This window comes from Agrococcus carbonis, assembly GCF_900104705.1.
Taxonomy (GTDB): domain Bacteria; phylum Actinomycetota; class Actinomycetes; order Actinomycetales; family Microbacteriaceae; genus Agrococcus; species Agrococcus carbonis.
Window position 1 is genome coordinate 1902742 of record NZ_LT629734.1, and the last position, 16210, is coordinate 1918951.

Genomic DNA, 16210 nt, shown 5'->3' on the forward strand with positions numbered 1-16210 from the left:
GTTCCGCGCGCGGGCGGCCCCTTCCTCACGCGCAGGTTCGCGTTGGCTGAGGTCTGGCACAATGTCCCCTGATCTCCCCCCGTGGGAGCGGCGGGGAGGGGATGTCGAGTGCTTCGGTGGGTCACGCGCCATCGCAAGTCGACCATCGCCGGCGCCATGGTCACGGCGATCTCGGTCGCGCTCGGCATCCTCGCGCTCACCTATGACGGCTTCACGACGACCGACGTCGAGCTCAACGACGGCGGCGTGTGGGTCACCAAGCAGTCGAGCCAGCAGCTCGGCCGCATCAACATCCAGGCCGAGGAGCTCGACGGCGGCCTGATCTCGCCGACTGCGCGCTTCGACGTGCTGCAGGACGGCGACGACGTGCTGCTCCACAACGAGGAGGCATCCGCCGTCATCGTCGTCGACCCCGTGCAGGTCGTCACCGGCACGAGCGTGCAGCTGCCGCCCCAGGGCGAGATCGCGATGGGCGCCGGCACCGTCGCGATCCTCGACCCCGCCGACGGCATGCTCTGGATCACCGACTTCGTCGACATCGGCTCGTTCTCGACCGACGGCACCGAGCCCGTCGCCGAGCTCGGCGAGGGCGCCGCCGTCGCCGTCGGCCGCGACGGCACCGTGCACGCCGTCTCGCCGAGCGAGGGTCGCCAGCTCACGATCCAGCGGCTCGAGGAGGGCGGCTTCGCCGAGCCGAGCATGCGCGACCGCGGCGAGCTGCGCGCGATGGAGGACCCGCTCGTCACGGTCGTGGGCTCGCAGGCGGTCGTGCACGACGCGGCCACGGATGCGCTGCTCGTGCCGGGCGGCGCGGTCGAGGTGCCCGAGGGCGCGGCGGTGCAGCTCGTCGGCGACGACTCCGGCGACGTCGTGCTCGCGACCCCGACCCAGCTCATCCGCCAGCCGATGGGCGGCGGCGACGCGACGGTCGAGGAGCGCCAGGGCGGCGGCGAGGCCGTGCGCCCCGTGCAGCTCGGCGGCTGCGTGCACGCGGTGTGGCCCGGCAGCGCCCAGTACCTGCGCGAGTGCGCGGGGCAGGATCGCGTCGAGCAGCAGGTGCCCGAGATGGACGGCTCGCCCGCGACCTTCCGCATCAACCGCGACGCGGTCGTGCTCAACCAGCACGTCGAGGGCTCGTCGTGGCTGCTCGCCGACACACTCGTGCTCGTCGACAACTGGGACGACCTGCTGCCCGAGCAGTCCGACGAGACGACCGATCGCGACGACTCCGAGTCGACCGAGGACCTGCTGACGAACCAGCCGCCGCCCGTCAACGAGGAGAACACCGAACCGGACGCGAACGACGACCGGTTCGGCGCGCGCGCGGGCCGCTCGACGATCCTGCCGGTGCTCTGGAACGACAGCGACGCCGACGGCGACGTGCTGACCGTCCGCGTCGTGGGCGACGTGCCGAGCGGGGTGCAGCTCGCCCCCGTCGCGAACGACTCCCAGCTGCAGCTCGAGCTGCCCGACGGCTTCAGCGGCGGCTTCTCCTTCAACTACGAGGTCGCTGACGGCCGCGGCGGCACCGACACGGCCTCGGTGCGGGTCGATGTGCGCGGCGAGGGCGAGAACTCCGTGCCCGAGCTGCTGCGCGCGCAGGCGTTCGCGGTCGAGCAGGGCGGCGAGTACGAGTACCAGGTCCTCGCCGACTGGATCGACCCCGACGGCGACGACATGTACCTCACGGGTGCCGTGACCGACTCGGGCGACACCATCCAGACCGACCCGTCGGGCCGCCTCGTCTACACCGCGACCGGCGACGCCGGGCCGCAGTCGATCACCGTCACGATCTCCGACGGCTTCGGCGAGACGACCGGCGAGATCGACGTCGAGGTGCTCGAGCGCGGCGATGCCCCTCCGCTCGCGAACGCCGACTTCGTCAGCACGATCGAAGGTCGCGAGGCGACGATCCGGCCGCTGCTCAACGACTTCTCGCCCTCCGGCAGGCCCCTGCGGCTCGCCTCGGTCGAGCCCGCGCCCGGGCTCGAGACGGAGTGGGATGCGACCACGGGCACGGTCCGCATCCTCGACGGCGCGGTCGGCACCTACTACCTCACGTACATGATCGCGGAGGGACGTCACTCGAAGTCGGGGCGCATCCGCGTCGACATCCGCACGCCCGACGACGAGGCGCGCCCCGTCGCGGTGCGCGACACGGCGCTCCTGCCGCAGCAGGGCTCCGCGCTCGTCGACCTGCTCGCGAACGACGTCGACCCCGCCGGCGGCGTGCTCGTCGTGCAGCAGGTGACGATCGAGAACGCCGCGCCCGTCACGGTCGAGCTGCGCGATCGGCGCGTCGTGAGCATCGTCGACAACGGGCTCGAGGAGCCGTACCGCTTCACCTACACCGTCTCGAACGGCCGCTTCTCCGAGACCGGCACCGTCGAGGTGATCCCGGTCGCGCCGCCCGCGCAGCCGCGGGCGCCGAAGGCCGTCGACGACAGCGCGACGGTGCGCGCGGGCGACTACGCCACGATCGACGTGCTGCGCAACGACTTCTCGCCCGACGGCACGCCCTTCACGCTCTCGGAGCGCATCGTCGACGCGAGCTTCGCCTCCGAGGAGGAGGGCGTCGCCTTCGTCGCCGAGGGCAAGCTGCGCGTGCACGCGCTCGTCGACGCGCCGACGCGCGCGACGGTCGCCTACGAGATCGAGGACGAGCACGGCAACCGCGACTCCGCGACGGTCGCGCTCACGATCGTGCCGCGTGACGCCGAGCGCAACACCCCGCCCGCGCCGCAGACGGTGACGAGCCGCGTCCTCGCGGGCGCCACCGTGCGCATCCCGATCCCGCTCCAGGGCATCGACCCCGATGGCGACGGCGTCGAGCTCGTCGGCTACGACACCGCGCCCGAGGGCGGCCGCATCCTGCCCGAGGTCGGGCCCGACTACTTCGACTTCGAGGCCTACCCGGATGCCGCGGGCACGGTGGAGTTCACCTACCGCGTGCGCGACCGTTGGGGCGCCGAGGGCACGGCGACGGCGATCATCGGCATCGCGCAGGCCGCGGACGTGAACCAGACGCCGTTCGCGCAGACCGACCTCGTGACCGTGCGCCCGGACCGGGCCGTCGCGATCCCGGTGCTCGAGAACGACTCCGACCCGGATCAGGACGCCCTGACCCTCGTCTCCGACGGCCTCGAGCTGCCGGACGAGCTCTCCGGCGCCGTCGTCAACCGCGAGCGCCACACCGTCGACCTCCGCTCGCCGTCGGCCGAGGGCGACTACCAGTTCACGTACGCGGTGGTGGATGCGCGCGGCGCGTCCACGACGGGCACGGTGCTGCTGACGGTCGCCGAGGAGGCGCCGCTGCTGCCGCCGATCGCCCGCGACGACGCGCTGCCGCGCGACGAGGTCGAGCTCGACGTGCCGCTCGACGTGCCCGTGCTCGAGAACGACCTCGACCCGGACGGCGACCCGAGCGAGCTCGAGCTCTCGATCGTCACCGGCCCGGGCACGGTCGTCGACGGCGCCGTGCAGGTCGTGCCGAGCGAGGAGTTCCAGGTCGTCACCTACCGCGTGACGGACCTCGACGGGCTCACGGCCGAGGCGTTCGTCGCGGTGCCGCCCGTGCGCGACCGCGCGCCGTTCCTCGCGCGGACCGAGCCCGTGCAGGTCGGCTCCGGCATCTTGCTCGAGCTGCCGCTGCGCGACTACGTGACGACGTCGAACGGCGCCGCACCGCGCATCACGTCGGGCGAGAAGGTCACGGCCGTCAATGCCGACGACAGCGGCCTCGTCGCCGACGAGCGCACGCTGCAGTTCCGCTCGCCGCAGGGCTACGTCGGCCCCGCCTCCATCACCTTCGAGGTGACGGACGGGGACGGGCCCGAGGACGGCAACATGGCGACGCTCACGATCGCGATCGACGTCATCCCTTCGAGCGTGATCGCGCCGACCTTCGCGGGAGCGGTCGTGCGCCCCGAGGCTGGCGAGGGCTCGACGAGCTTCGACCTGCGCAGCGCGACGCGCGACCCCGACCCGGGCGACCTCGAGGCGATGGTCTTCGAGGCGCGCGGCGGGTCGATGGCGGGCGTCACGACGACCCTGCGCGACGGGATCTTCACCGCGGAGGCGGCCGTCAACACCCCGCCGGGCACGACGGGCTCGTTCCAGATCGCCGCGATCGACCCGCACGGCAACGAAGCGGCCGGCACGGTTGTCGTCGAGGTCGTCGCGACGAACCGGCCGCTCGCGATCGCCCGGCCGAACACGGGCGAGGCGACGCAGGGCATCCCCACGACGACCGACGTCATCCGCGACGACTTCAACCCGTTCGCGAACGACGGCCTGCCGCTGCGGGTCGTCGACGCGCAGGTCGTCTCGGGCGACGGCGCGTCGTCGTTCACCGACCGCGAGGTCACCGTGACGCCCGGCGGCGACTTCTCGGGCGTGCTGACGGTGCGCTACACCGTCGAGGACGCGACCGAGCTGACGCAGCGGCGGGTGACCGGCACGCTCACGCTCAACGTCAAGGGCCGGCCCGACGCGCCGCCGCGGCCGAACGTCGACGCCGTCGGCGACTCGCAGGTCACGCTCACGTGGGCGCCGCCTCCCTCGAACGGCGCCCCGATCACCGGCTACGTCGTGCGCTCCGTCGACGGCGGGTTCTCACAGGCGTGCGCGTCGACGACCTGCGTCATCACGGGGCTGCAGAACGACGTGACCTACCGGTTCCAGGTGCTCGCGCAGAACGAGGTCGGCGACTCCGACCCGTCGACGCCGTCGAACGAGGCGCGGCCGGACGTGCCGCCCGAGCAGCCGGCGGCGCCGACCGCCGTGCGCGGCGACACGCAGGTCGCGCTCACGTGGGCCGAGCCCGCCAACCGCGGCTCGCGCATCCAGCACTACGTCGTCGAGATCTCGCCGCCCGCGCCGAACGGCCAGGTGCAGGCGCAGGTGCAGGGCCTGAACCACACGTGGACGGGCCTGACGAACGGCACGGCCTACACCTTCCGCATCCAGGCCGTGAACCGCGCGCTCGAGCCGAGCGAGTTCTCCGGCTACTCTGCCCCGGCCATCCCCGCCGGTCCGCCGACCCAGGTGCAGGGCGTCTCCGCGACGCCCGACCGCTCGATCCCGGGCGAGGTGCAGGTGCAGGTGACCTGGCAGCCCGCGAGCGAGAACGGCGACACCATCCGGTACTACACCGTGACGCCGTCGAACGGCGCGGCACCCGCGCAGGTGACGGGCACGACCGCGAACTTCAAGTTCGATGCGCAGGGCGAGAACGTCACCTTCACCGTCACCGCGACGAACGAGCCCGGCACGAGCCAGCCCTCGGCGCCCTCCGCGGCGGTGCGCACGTACACGGCACCGGACGCGCCGACGAACGTGACGGCGACCGACGGCGACACGAACTCGGTCGTGACGTGGACGCCGGGCTCGTCGAATGGCCTGCGCGAGAACGAGGTGCGCTTCGAGATCCGCGGCGGCGGCGCGGGCACGCAGTCGTTCGGACCCGGTGGCACCTACACCGGCATGAACAACAACGGCGGGCCCTACACGTTCGAGGTGCGTGCGACGGCCATCGTCGACGGCACGAGCTACGCGAGCGACTGGACGGCGGCAGCCGCTGCGGTGCGCCCCTACGGGCAGATCGGCGGCGTCTCGGTGAGCGGGACGGGCGAGGTCGAGCAGGTGCGCTTCACCATCTCGCCGCCCGGCCGGAACGGGCGCGACATCACGACGCGCTACCGGATCGGCAACGGCGGCTGGGTCACGTGGACCGGCGGCGCGGTCACCCAGGCGGCGCGCGGCGGCCAGACGGTGCAGATCACGGTCGAGTCGTCGACGGGCGCCGCAGAGGCCGGTCACGGCACCCAGACCCGCACGGCGACCGCGCAGGCGACCGCCGAGCGGCGGCTCAACCCCGGCGTCACGCTGAGCAAGGGCGGGCCCGCGTACCCGGGGGAGTGCCGCGGCAACAACGGCGAGACGTGCCAGTGGTACCAGCTGAACTGGGAAGACTTCGAGCCCGGCATCTACAACTTCACGTGCCACAACACCGGCTCGGCCAACGGCGCGAACAACCCGTTCGAGACCGGCCGGGTGAACATCACGTCGCGCAACGGCAGCACGATCGCCGAGTACCAGGGCGAGCCCGGTGACGACAGGACCTGCTACTCGGGCTTCGCCGGTCAGGCGTGGATGCGCGTGTGGGGCAACGGCGTCGACCTCAACACCCCGAGAGTGAACTGGCCATGACGAAGATGGGAACACGATGACGAGCACCATGACCCGCGAGCAGGCCGCCTGGTTCGCCGAGACCTTCACGCGACTGGTCGACAACGTCGGATCCGTCGTGCTCGGCAAGGAGGACGTCATCCGGCTCGCGTTCACCGCGATGCTCTCGGAGGGCCACCTGCTGCTCGAGGACGCGCCCGGCACCGGCAAGACGCAGCTCGCGAAGTCGATGGCCGCGACGGTGCAGGGCACCAACCACCGCATCCAGTTCACGCCCGACCTGCTGCCGTCGGACGTCACGGGCGTCACGGTCTACGACCAGAAGACGGGCGAGTTCGAGTTCCACAAGGGCCCGATCTTCGCCTCGATCGTGCTCGCCGACGAGATCAACCGCGCGAGCCCCAAGACGCAGTCGGCGCTGCTCGAGGTCATGGAGGAAGGCCGGGTCACGGTCGACGGCACGCCCTACGAGGTCGGCCGCCCCTTCATGGTCATCGCGACGCAGAACCCCATCGAGCAGGCCGGCACCTACCGCCTCCCCGAGGCGCAGCTCGACCGCTTCCTCATGAAGACGTCGATCGGGTACCCCGGCCGCGAGCAGACAGTGCGGATCCTCGCCGGCGCCTCGAAGCGCAACGCGTCGGCGGGCGTGCAGCCCGTCATCACGACCGGCGCGATCGCCGAGATGATCGACCTCGCCGCGACGGTCCACGTCGACGACGCGGTGCTCGACTACGTCGCCCAGCTCTCGGAGCACACGCGCGACTCGAAGGACACGCGCCTGGGCGTGTCCGTGCGCGGCGCGATGGCGCTCATGCGCGCCGTCAAGGTCTGGGCGGCGGCGAAGGGCCGCGCGTTCGTGCTGCCCGACGACGTCAAGGAGCTCGCGCAGTCGGTGTGGGCCCACCGCGTCGTCATCGACCCCGAGGCCGAGTTCTCGGGCGTCACGGGCGATCGCATCATCGACCGCGCCATCGCCGACGTCGCAGCACCGCAGGACCGGCAGAACGCGGCATGACGACGGCGCCCGAGCGGGCGACGTCCACCCCCGCCCCCGACCCCGACACCGGCACGAGGCCCGGCGACTCGACCGCGGCATCCGGCACCACCCGGCTGCGCCGCGTCGTCGAGCGCGAGCGCACGCCCGTGCAGCGGGTCGTCGACCGCGTGGTCGGCGAGCAGTCGGTCGTCGGCGCGTGGGCGGAATCGGCCGCCGGCTGGGCGCGCCGCACGCTGCTGCCGGTGGTCGAGCCCATCACGGGCTTCGGGTGGGCGGTGCTCGTCGGCACCGCGGCGATGCTCACCGCCGGCGTGCTGCTCGGCTGGAAGGAGCTCATCGTCATCGGGCTCGTCGGGGCGCTCCTCCTCGGCGCCGCCGTGGTCTTCATCGTCGGGCGCAACCGCTACCGCATCGAGCTCGACCTCGCCTACACCCGCGTCGTCGTCGGCGAGCGCGCGCTCGGCCGCATCGAGATCCACTCTGCGGCGCAGAAGCCGCTGCTGCCCGCGACGATCGAGGTGCCGGTCGGCAAGGCGCTCGCCTCGTTCCACCTGCCGCGCATGAAGCCGGGCGACGTGCACGAGGACGTCTTCGCCATCCCCACGAGCCGGCGCACCATCCTGCAGGTCGGCCCCGTGCGGTCGGTGCGCGGCGACCCCGTCGGGCTGCTGCGCCGGCAGGTGAAGTGGACCGACCCCGTCGAGCTCTTCGTGCACCCGAAGACGGTGCAGCTCGACGAGACGGCGCCCGGCCTCATCCGCGACCTCGAGGGCATCACGACCCGCGACCTCACCAGCAGCGACATCGCGTTCCACGCGCTGCGCGACTACGTCGCGGGCGACGACCGCCGCTACATCCACTGGAAGTCGTCGGCGCGCACCGGCACGCTCATGGTGCGCCAGTTCGAGCAGACGCGCCGCAGCGTGCTCGCGCTCGGGCTCTCGACGAGCCCCGACGACTACGCCGACGCCGCCGAGTTCGAGACCGCGATCTCGATCCTCGGCTCGCTCGGCGTGCAGGCCGTGCGCGACGAGATGGACGTCGTCGTGCAGACCTCGCGGCAGACGCTCCCCGCGACGACCGGCAAACGCCTCCTCGACGCGCTCTCGGGCGTCGAGTGGTCGTCCCGCGACGACCGCTTCCTCGACCTCGCTGCGACGGTCGCGCAGGCGCACGCCGGCGCATCCGTCATCATGCTCCACGCGGGCGCGACGGTCGATCCCGCGCTCGTGCGGCGCGCCCGCACGCTGCTGCCGTCGCAGGCGCGCGTGATCGTCTTCACGGTCGTCAAGGACGCGAAGCCCAGGCTGCAGCCGATCGGCGACACGGCGCTCGCCACGATCGGCAGCGTGAGCGACCTGCCGCGCGTGATGCGAGGGGTGGCGCTCCAGTGAAGGACGAGCGGATGCTGCCGCGCACCACGGCGCAGGCGCTCATCGACTGCGGCGCGATCCTCATCGTCGGGCTCGCCGCGACGCTGTCGTTCGGACCGGTCTTCGGCGGCGTCGCCTACCTCGCCGCGGGCCTCGGCGGCACGCTGCTGGGCATCGCGGTCGGCGTCGTGACGTCGCTGCGGCCGCTGCGCGGCTGGCTGCTGACCGCCGCGGGCGTCGTGCTCGCGCTCGTGCTGTTCGGCCCGGCGCTCGCCGTGCCGCGCAAGGCGCTCGGGGGCGTGCTGCCGACGCTCGAGGCGTGGCAGGAGCTGCTGCTCGGCGTCGTCTTCTCGTGGAAGGGCCTGCTGACCGCCGAGCCGCCCGCCGAGGGCTTCCCGAGCCTGCTCGTCGTGCCGTTCCTCACGCTGCTCGTGTGCTCCGCCGTCGCGACCGTGCTCGCGCTGCGGCTGCGACGCGGCGCGCCCTTCGCGATGCTCCCCGGCGTCGTCGCGCTCGTCGTGGGCATCGCGTTCGGCACCAAGATCGCGTTCTGGCCCGCGGCGCTCGGCATCGTCGTCGCCGGGGTCATCGTCGGGTGGTGCGCGTGGCGCCGCGCCTCGTGGCGCAGCGGCCTCAACGAGGACGTCGAGGTGACGAACGACTCCCGGTTCCGCGGTCGCGCGCGCAGGCAGCGCACGCGCGGCGCGGTCGGCATGGTGGCCGCGGCCCTGCTGGTGGGCGGCCTCATCAGCCTGCCCATCCAGCCGCAGAGCCGCGCGGTGCTGCGCGACACGGTCGAGCCGCCGATCGAGCTCGCCGAGTACCCGAGCCCGCTCGCCGGCTTCCGCAACTGGTACAAGAACTACGAGGACACGCCGCTGATGACGGTGAGCGGGATGCCGGAGGGCTCGCGCCTGCGGCTCGCGACCTTCGACTACTACGACGGCACCGTCTACGCGGTCGCGGGCTCGCAGCAGTCGTCGGGCTCGGGATCGTTCGCGCGCATCGGCGACGAGGTGCTCGTGCAGCAGTCCGGCACGCCCGCGACCGTGCGCGTCGAGGTGCAGGACTACTCGGGCATCTGGGTGCCCGAGGTCGGCTACATCCAGTCGCTGCGCTTCGGCGGCGAGCGCGAGGCGGCGCTGCAGTCCTCGCTGCACTACAACGGCCAGACGGGCACGGCGATCGCGCTCGAGGGCCTCGGCCCGGGCGACTCGTACGAGCTCGAGGCGATCGTGCCGGCGCAGCCGGAGCACGAGGAGCTCGAGGGCGCGAGGATCACCGACGTGCAGCTGCCCGACCCCGTCGTCGTGCCCGACCTGCTGCAGGCGTGGGTCTCGACGTGGGGCAACGAGGGGCAGGACCAGCTCGAGAACCTGCTGAACATGCAGCGCCTCATGCAGAACGGCAGCTTCAGCCACGGGCTCGAGGACGACACCATCCCGTCGCTCGCCGGGCACGGGGCGGCCCGCCTGCAGGCGATGTTCGAGCGCGACGTGCTCGTGGGCGACGACGAGCAGTACGCGACCGCGTTCGCCCTCGCGCTCGAGCGGATCAACGTGCCGGCGCGCGTCGTCATGGGGCTCTACCCCGACGACGGGTTCACGGGCTCGAGCGACCCGGTGGAGCTCACCGGCGGCGACGTGCACGCCTGGGTCGAGGTGCCGTTCGAGGGGCACGGGTGGGTGCGGTTCGACCCCACGCCGCCCGAGGACAACGACGACATCCAGCCCGAGCCCGAGCCGGAGCCCGACCCGAAGCCGCAGGTGCTGCAGCCCCCGCAGCCGCCCGAGGAGCCGGCCGACATGTCGCCCGACACCGTCGCGGACGAGGGCCAGGAGGAGGACGACGAGGTCGAGGACACCTCGTGGATGCTGTGGCTGTGGATCGGCGGCGGCTCGCTGCTCCTCGTGCTGCTGCTCGCCTCGCCGTTCCTCGTCGTCGGGGCGATCAAGGCCGCGCGCTGGCGCCGACGCTACCGGGCCGCGCGCGAGAGCGACCGCCTCTCGGGCGGCTGGCACGAGGTCGTCGACCACGCGGTCGACCTCGGCCTCCCCGTGCCCGCGGGCGTCACGCGGCGCGAGGTCGCCGGAGCCGTGGAGGCTCGCTACCCTCGATCGCGGGCGACCGAGATCGGCGAGTTCGTCGACGAGGGCGTGTTCGGCCCCGGGGAGCCGGTCAAGGAGGACGTCGACGCGTTCTGGCGCGACGTGGACCGCAGCGTCAAGGGCATGCGTGCGGAGGCGACGCCGATGCAGCGGCTGCTGGGCAGGCTCTCGCTGCGGTCGTTCGCGAGGCGGAGGAGAGAGCGGAGGCGCCGATGATCTGGGAGATCGACGAGGAGCGCGAGGTCATCGAGGGACTCGACGAGGACGGCCGGCCCGACCCCGCCTACGCCGCGGCGCTCGGGCTGCGCCCCGCCCCGCTCGGCCGCCGCGCGCTCGCGTCAATCATCGAGTTCGCGGTCTACGCCGTGCTGCAGCTGCCGTACTGGCTCGTCGCGCTCCCGTCGCTCGTCGCCGTCGCGACCGGATCGCTCAGCCTCTACGGACTCCTCAACCATCCATCGCTCGTGTGGATGATCGTCGCGGCGAGCGTCTCCTTCGTCCTGACGCTCGCGTTCGTCATCACCCAGCTCGCGCTGCACGCCCGCCGCGGCGTCACGCTCGGCAAGGCGTTCACGGGCATCCGCAGCGTCGACGTCAAGCGCCTCGCGAAGCCAGGGTTCGGCCGGGCGCTGCTGCGCGGCGTGCTGCTGTGGGCGAGCTTCCTCGTGCCCGTGATCGGACCGGCGCTCTTCTTCGCCTCGCCGCTCCTCGACGGCGAGAAGCGCGGCCGAGGCTGGCTCGACAAGGCCGCCGGCACGTGGTTCGTCGACGTGCGGCACGGGCTCGATCCGTACCACGAGAAACGGATGCGCATCGCGCGGAAGACGGTCGCTGCCGAGCCCGAGTCGGCGAAGTCGCAGCTGCCGTCGCTCGCGACCCCCATCGCGGGCGACGCGACCGGCTACCGCCCCGGTGCGCGGCTGAGCTCGGGCGTCGTCGGCGTCGCCCGGCCCGCGCAGCCCGCTGCGGCGCCGAGTGTCGCGACCGGCGCGCCGGGCACCGAGCCCGCCGTTCCCTCGCCGCAGGCCACGCCCGGCGGCGCGCGCCTCGGCGGCTACCGCCCGGGCGACCTGAGCGGCCGGCCGCGCGCCTCGGCGCCCGAGCCGCCGGCCGCCCCGCTCGCCGGCGGCATCGTCGACAGCATCCCGGGGCGCGATGGCCGGCTGCCCGCGCCGCCGGTGGCCGCTCCCGCCGCGGCTGGCGGTGGGCCCGCGCCCGCGTCCGCGCCCGCGCCTGCGACCCCCGCGCCCGCGGCACCGGCGCCCGCGACACCGGCGCATCGGCCCGTCGAGCCGAGCCCCATCAGCGACGAGACGATCATGGATCCCGAGCTCGAGGGCGGCATCGACGACCGCACCGTGCGGCGCGTCGAGGTCGTCGAGGCCGACGAGGATCTCGACGCGACGCGTGCGCGGCCGCGCCCCGCCGCATCCGTCGCGACCCTCGCGTTCGACCACGGCGAGCGCTTCGCGATCACCGGCGCCGCGCTCGTCGGCCGCAACCCCGCGCCCGCAGCGGGCGAGGTCGTCGAGCACCTGCTGCCGATCGCCGATGACACGCGCTCGATCTCGAAGACCCACCTGCTCATCACGGCCCAGCCGCTCGCCGCCGTCGACCGCGCCTCGACGAACGGCTCGAGCGTCGTGCGCGCGGGGGCCGAGCACCCGCTCGCGCCGGGCGAGGCGTTCGAGCTCGAAGCGGGCGACGTCGTGCGCTTCGGCGACCGCAGCCTCACCGTCGAGGCGCCGAGGTGAGCGACCTGGGCGCGGTGGGGGAGTTCCGCTTCAGCCATCCCTCGATCTCGCTCCGCTGGGCCGGTGCGACGCACCCCGGCATGCGCCGCACCGTGAACGAGGACTCCGTCTTCGCCTCCTTCCCCGTCTTCGTCGTCGCCGACGGCATGGGCGGCCACGCCTCGGGCGACGTCGCGAGTGCGCTCGCGGTCGAGGCCTTCCGCAGCCTCAAGGGCCGCACGCTCGCCGACGTCGAGTGCGTCGAGGCGGCGGTGCAGCGCGCGTTCGACGACGTGCTCGCCCGCGCAGCCGGCGAGCCGGTCGGCGGCACGACCCTCTCGGGCTCGGTGCTCGTCGACGTGCGGGGCGTCGCGCACTGGCTGATCATGAACATCGGCGACTCGCGCACCTACCTGTTCGAGCGCGGCGCGCTGCAGCAGGTGACGGTCGACCACTCGGTCGTGCAGGAGCTCGTCGAGGCCGGGGCACTGCGCCGTGCCGACGCCCGCACGCATCCGAGCCGCAACGTCATCACGCGCGCGCTCGGCGCGGGGGAGCGCCAGCCGCCCGACGTGTGGCTGCGCCCCGCGGAGCGCGGGCAGCGGCTGCTCGTGTGCTCCGACGGGCTCACCGGCGAGGTCGACGACGCCGAGATCGCCGAGGTCCTCGGCGACGTCGCCTCGCCCGCAGCGGCCGCGGCGCTGCTCATGCGGCGCGCGCTCGACGCGGGGGCGCCCGACAACGTCTCGGTCGTCGTCGTGGACGTCGACGCCGTGGCCCTCGCCGACGAGGAGCTCTTCGACACCAACGTGCCGTCGTTCGACGACACCATCCCGGGGGAGGTGCGGCGATGACCGCAGAGCCGCTGCGCGCGCGGATCGAGTACGCGCCGGGCGAGGCGTGGTGCGTCGCATCGGGCCGCGTCGTGCTCGTGTGCGAGCGCGACCTCGCGCCCGAGCGCGCGGCTGCCCTGCACAGGGAGGCCGCGGCGGTCGAGACCGCTGCCGCGCTCGCGGCGCTCGTCGAGGCCGAGCCCGCAGCGCTCCTCGGGCTCGTGGACGTCGCGGGAGGCCGGACGCTGCTGCGCCGCCACGGCGTCCCGGCCTCCGCCGACGACGCCGCGCTGCCCGGTCGGTTCGGTGAGGCGTGGGGCCGCGACGACGCCGCGCTCGGCGCGGTCGTCGCGGCGGGCGGGCTCGCCGCGCTCGACGGGCCGACCCTGCCGCTCGAGGGCGGCGTCGCCCGGGTCGCGGCGGTGCGCGTCGCACCGAGGCCCGCGGATGCGTCGGGTCCCGTCCCCGCGAAGCCCGGCCCCGACGCCGAGGCCGCCCCGCAGCCCGAGGCGGCGCTCGGCGCGTTCGGCCAGACGCAGCCGCCTCGCGCGACGCCCCTCGACGACTCGGCGGGCGGCATCCCGGTGCCCGAGGAGCCCGCCGCAGCGCCCGCCCCGCCGCTGCGCCCCGCACCGACCGCCGCGCCCGTGCCGGCCGCCGCGCCCGCGCCGCACGGCGATCCGCTCGCCGACACCGGCAACCCCATCGGCGGCCTCATCGACTCGGTGCCGGGCTTCATCAAGCCCGCGGTCGACGTGCGCGCGGTCGACGGCGACACGGTCGGCCACCACGAGCCTGACGGCGACGCGGGCGTCCCGCCCGCCGCCGCGTCGCCCGCCGCCGCGTCGCCCGCCGTCCCGGCACCGTCCGCTCCGGTCCCGGCTCCCGCCCCGGCCGCCGCGCCGGCGCCCCCTGCCGCCTCCGCGCCCGACCTCGGCGACCACGACGGCATGACGGTCACCGCCGAGCGCGCCCGCGAGCTCCTCGCCGAGCGCGAGCGGCCGCAGCCGGCCCCGGCGACCGGACCGCTCGTGCTCTCGACCCTGTGCCCGGCGGGCCACGTCAACGCCCCCGGCGGCGGCAGCTGCGCGCAGTGCGGCGCACCCGTCGACGAGCGCACGGCCGCGCAGCGCAACCGTCCCGAGATCGCGGTCGCCGTGCTGCCCTCGGGTGAGCGCGTGCCGCTCGGCCGCGGCGTCGTGATCGGCCGGCGGCCCCGCTCGCGCCGCGTCGAGGACGGCCGGGTGCCGCGCCTCGTCACCGTCGAGAGCCCCGGGGAGGACATCTCGCGCAGCCACCTCGAGCTGCGCGTCGAGGACTGGAACCTCGTCGCCGTCGACCTGAGCTCGACCAACGGCACGCTGCTGCTGCGCGAGGGCACGGCGCCGCAGCGCCTGCGGCCCGAGGCGTCGACGATCCTGCAGCTCGGCGACCGCCTCGACCTCGGCGACGGCGTCGTGCTCACGATCGAGGCGGCGCCGTGAGCCCCAAGCGCGCACCCTCGGCGCCGCCCGAGCTGCCCGGCTACGACTACGTGTCGCTGCTGGGCTCGGGCGGCTTCGCCGACGTGTTCCTCTACCAGCAGCTGCTGCCGTCGCGGAAGGTCGCGATCAAGGTGCTGCTGCCGGACGCGGTGAACCGGCAGCTCATCGAGAACTTCCGGCACGAGGCCAACGTCATGGCCCAGCTCTCGAGCCATCCGTCGATCGTGACGATCTTCGGCGCCGCGGTCGCGCCCGACGGCCGGCCGTACCTCGCGATGGAGTACTGCCCGAAGCCCAACCTGGGCGTGCGGTACCGGCGCGAGCGCTTCTCGGTGCCCGAGGTGCTCGCGCTCGGCGTGCAGATCGCGGGCGCGGTCGAGACCGCCCATCGCGCGGGCATCCTGCACCGCGACATCAAGCCGGCCAACATCCTCGTCACCGCGTACAGCCGGCCGGCGCTCACCGACTTCGGCATCGCCACGACGTCGGGCGTCGCCGACGACGCGAGCGGCATGTCGATCCCGTGGTCCCCGCCCGAGTCGTTCCTCGAGCCGCCGCGCTCGAGCCCCGCATCCGACGTCTTCTCCCTCGCCGCGACGCTGTGGACGCTCCTCGCGGGCCGGACGCCGTTCGAGCTGCCCGGCGGCAGCAACACGAGCGTCGACCTCATCGACCGCATCCAGCGCGGCGAGGTGTCGCCGCTCGCGCGCCACGACGTGCCGCAGCGGCTCGAGGCGGTGCTCGCGTCGGCGATGGATCCCGAGCCGTCGCGCCGGCACGCGAGCGCGATGGCGCTCGGCCGCGCGCTGCAGCAGGTCGAGGCCGAGATGGCGCTGCCGGTCACGCCGCTCGACGTGCTCGACGACTCGGTCGACCCCGACGTCGTCGACGAGGAGGACGGCGGCGCGACGCGCATCCGCGGCGTCGTCTCGATCGACCCGCATGCGGGCGAGCCGGCGCAGCCGCAGCCGACGGGCCTCTCGGACGCGACGATCCGCCGCGCGCCCGCCCCGGGGCTCCCCGCAGCGTCCGCCGCAGCGCCGGCCGAGGCCGAGGCCGCGCCGCGCGCCCGGCGCTCGCGCCGCGCGACGGCGCTCGCGGTCGCCGGAGCGGCGGTCGTCGCGATCGCCGGCGCGGGCATCGTGTGGCTCGCGCTCACCGCGGGCGACCGCTCGCAGCCGCAGGCGAACCCGAGCCAGACGGTCGCGCCGCCGCCCGCCGCGCAGCGTCCGCCCGCGCCCATCAACATCACGGGAGCGGTCGACGGCGACACCGTCGCGTTCTCGTGGACGAACGCGCAGCCCGAGGAGGGCGATGCGTTCCAGTACCGGTACGAGCGCAGCGACGCCGACCCCGTCACCGCCCAGGTGGCGACGCCCGAGGTCGTGCTCGAGCGGGACGCCGACGGCGAGTCGTGCATCCTGGTGAGGCTCGTGCGCGCCGACGGCCGGTCGTCGAACGATGCGACGGGATGCGTGGATGGGTGATCA

The 16210-nt window shown here is 74.0% G+C and carries 8 protein-coding genes; all 8 read left to right on the forward strand.

The window, feature by feature from the left end:
- Positions 1-156 precede the first annotated feature (156 nt).
- The 8 genes from BLT67_RS09180 to BLT67_RS09215 are packed head-to-tail and all read left to right on the forward strand — an operon-like array spanning position 157 to position 16207.
- A complete protein-coding gene (locus BLT67_RS09180) occupies positions 157-6210 on the forward strand; it encodes an Ig-like domain-containing protein (protein WP_092666734.1) in 6054 nt (2017 codons plus the stop codon).
- A 16-nt stretch (positions 6211-6226) separates the two neighbouring features.
- On the forward strand, positions 6227-7207 hold the full coding sequence (locus BLT67_RS09185) for an AAA family ATPase (protein ID WP_092666735.1): 981 nt from the start codon (positions 6227-6229) through the stop codon (positions 7205-7207).
- Positions 7204-8583, forward strand: a complete 1380-nt coding sequence (locus tag BLT67_RS09190) for a DUF58 domain-containing protein (protein ID WP_092666736.1) — start codon at positions 7204-7206, stop codon at positions 8581-8583. The genes BLT67_RS09185 and BLT67_RS09190 overlap by 4 nt, the downstream gene beginning before the upstream one ends.
- An 11-nt stretch (positions 8584-8594) precedes the next feature.
- Complete coding sequence (locus BLT67_RS09195; RefSeq protein ID WP_157674302.1) at positions 8595-10886, forward strand: transglutaminase family protein; 2292 nt, start codon at positions 8595-8597, stop codon at positions 10884-10886.
- Positions 10883-12424, forward strand: a complete 1542-nt coding sequence (locus BLT67_RS09200; RefSeq protein WP_092666738.1) for an RDD family protein — start codon at positions 10883-10885, stop codon at positions 12422-12424. The genes BLT67_RS09195 and BLT67_RS09200 overlap by 4 nt, the downstream gene beginning before the upstream one ends.
- The gene (locus BLT67_RS09205) at positions 12421-13257 is read left to right on the forward strand and encodes a PP2C family protein-serine/threonine phosphatase (RefSeq protein ID WP_092666739.1); all 837 of its coding nucleotides are present in this window, start codon (positions 12421-12423) and stop codon (positions 13255-13257) included. The genes BLT67_RS09200 and BLT67_RS09205 overlap by 4 nt, the downstream gene beginning before the upstream one ends.
- Complete coding sequence (locus BLT67_RS09210; protein ID WP_092666740.1) at positions 13254-14720, forward strand: FHA domain-containing protein; 1467 nt, start codon at positions 13254-13256, stop codon at positions 14718-14720. Before BLT67_RS09205 ends, BLT67_RS09210 begins: the two co-directional genes overlap by 4 nt.
- Positions 14717-16207, forward strand: coding sequence for a serine/threonine-protein kinase (locus tag BLT67_RS09215; protein WP_092666741.1), 1491 nt, complete (start codon positions 14717-14719; stop codon positions 16205-16207). Before BLT67_RS09210 ends, BLT67_RS09215 begins: the two co-directional genes overlap by 4 nt.
- The last annotated feature ends 3 nt before the right edge of the window (positions 16208-16210 follow it).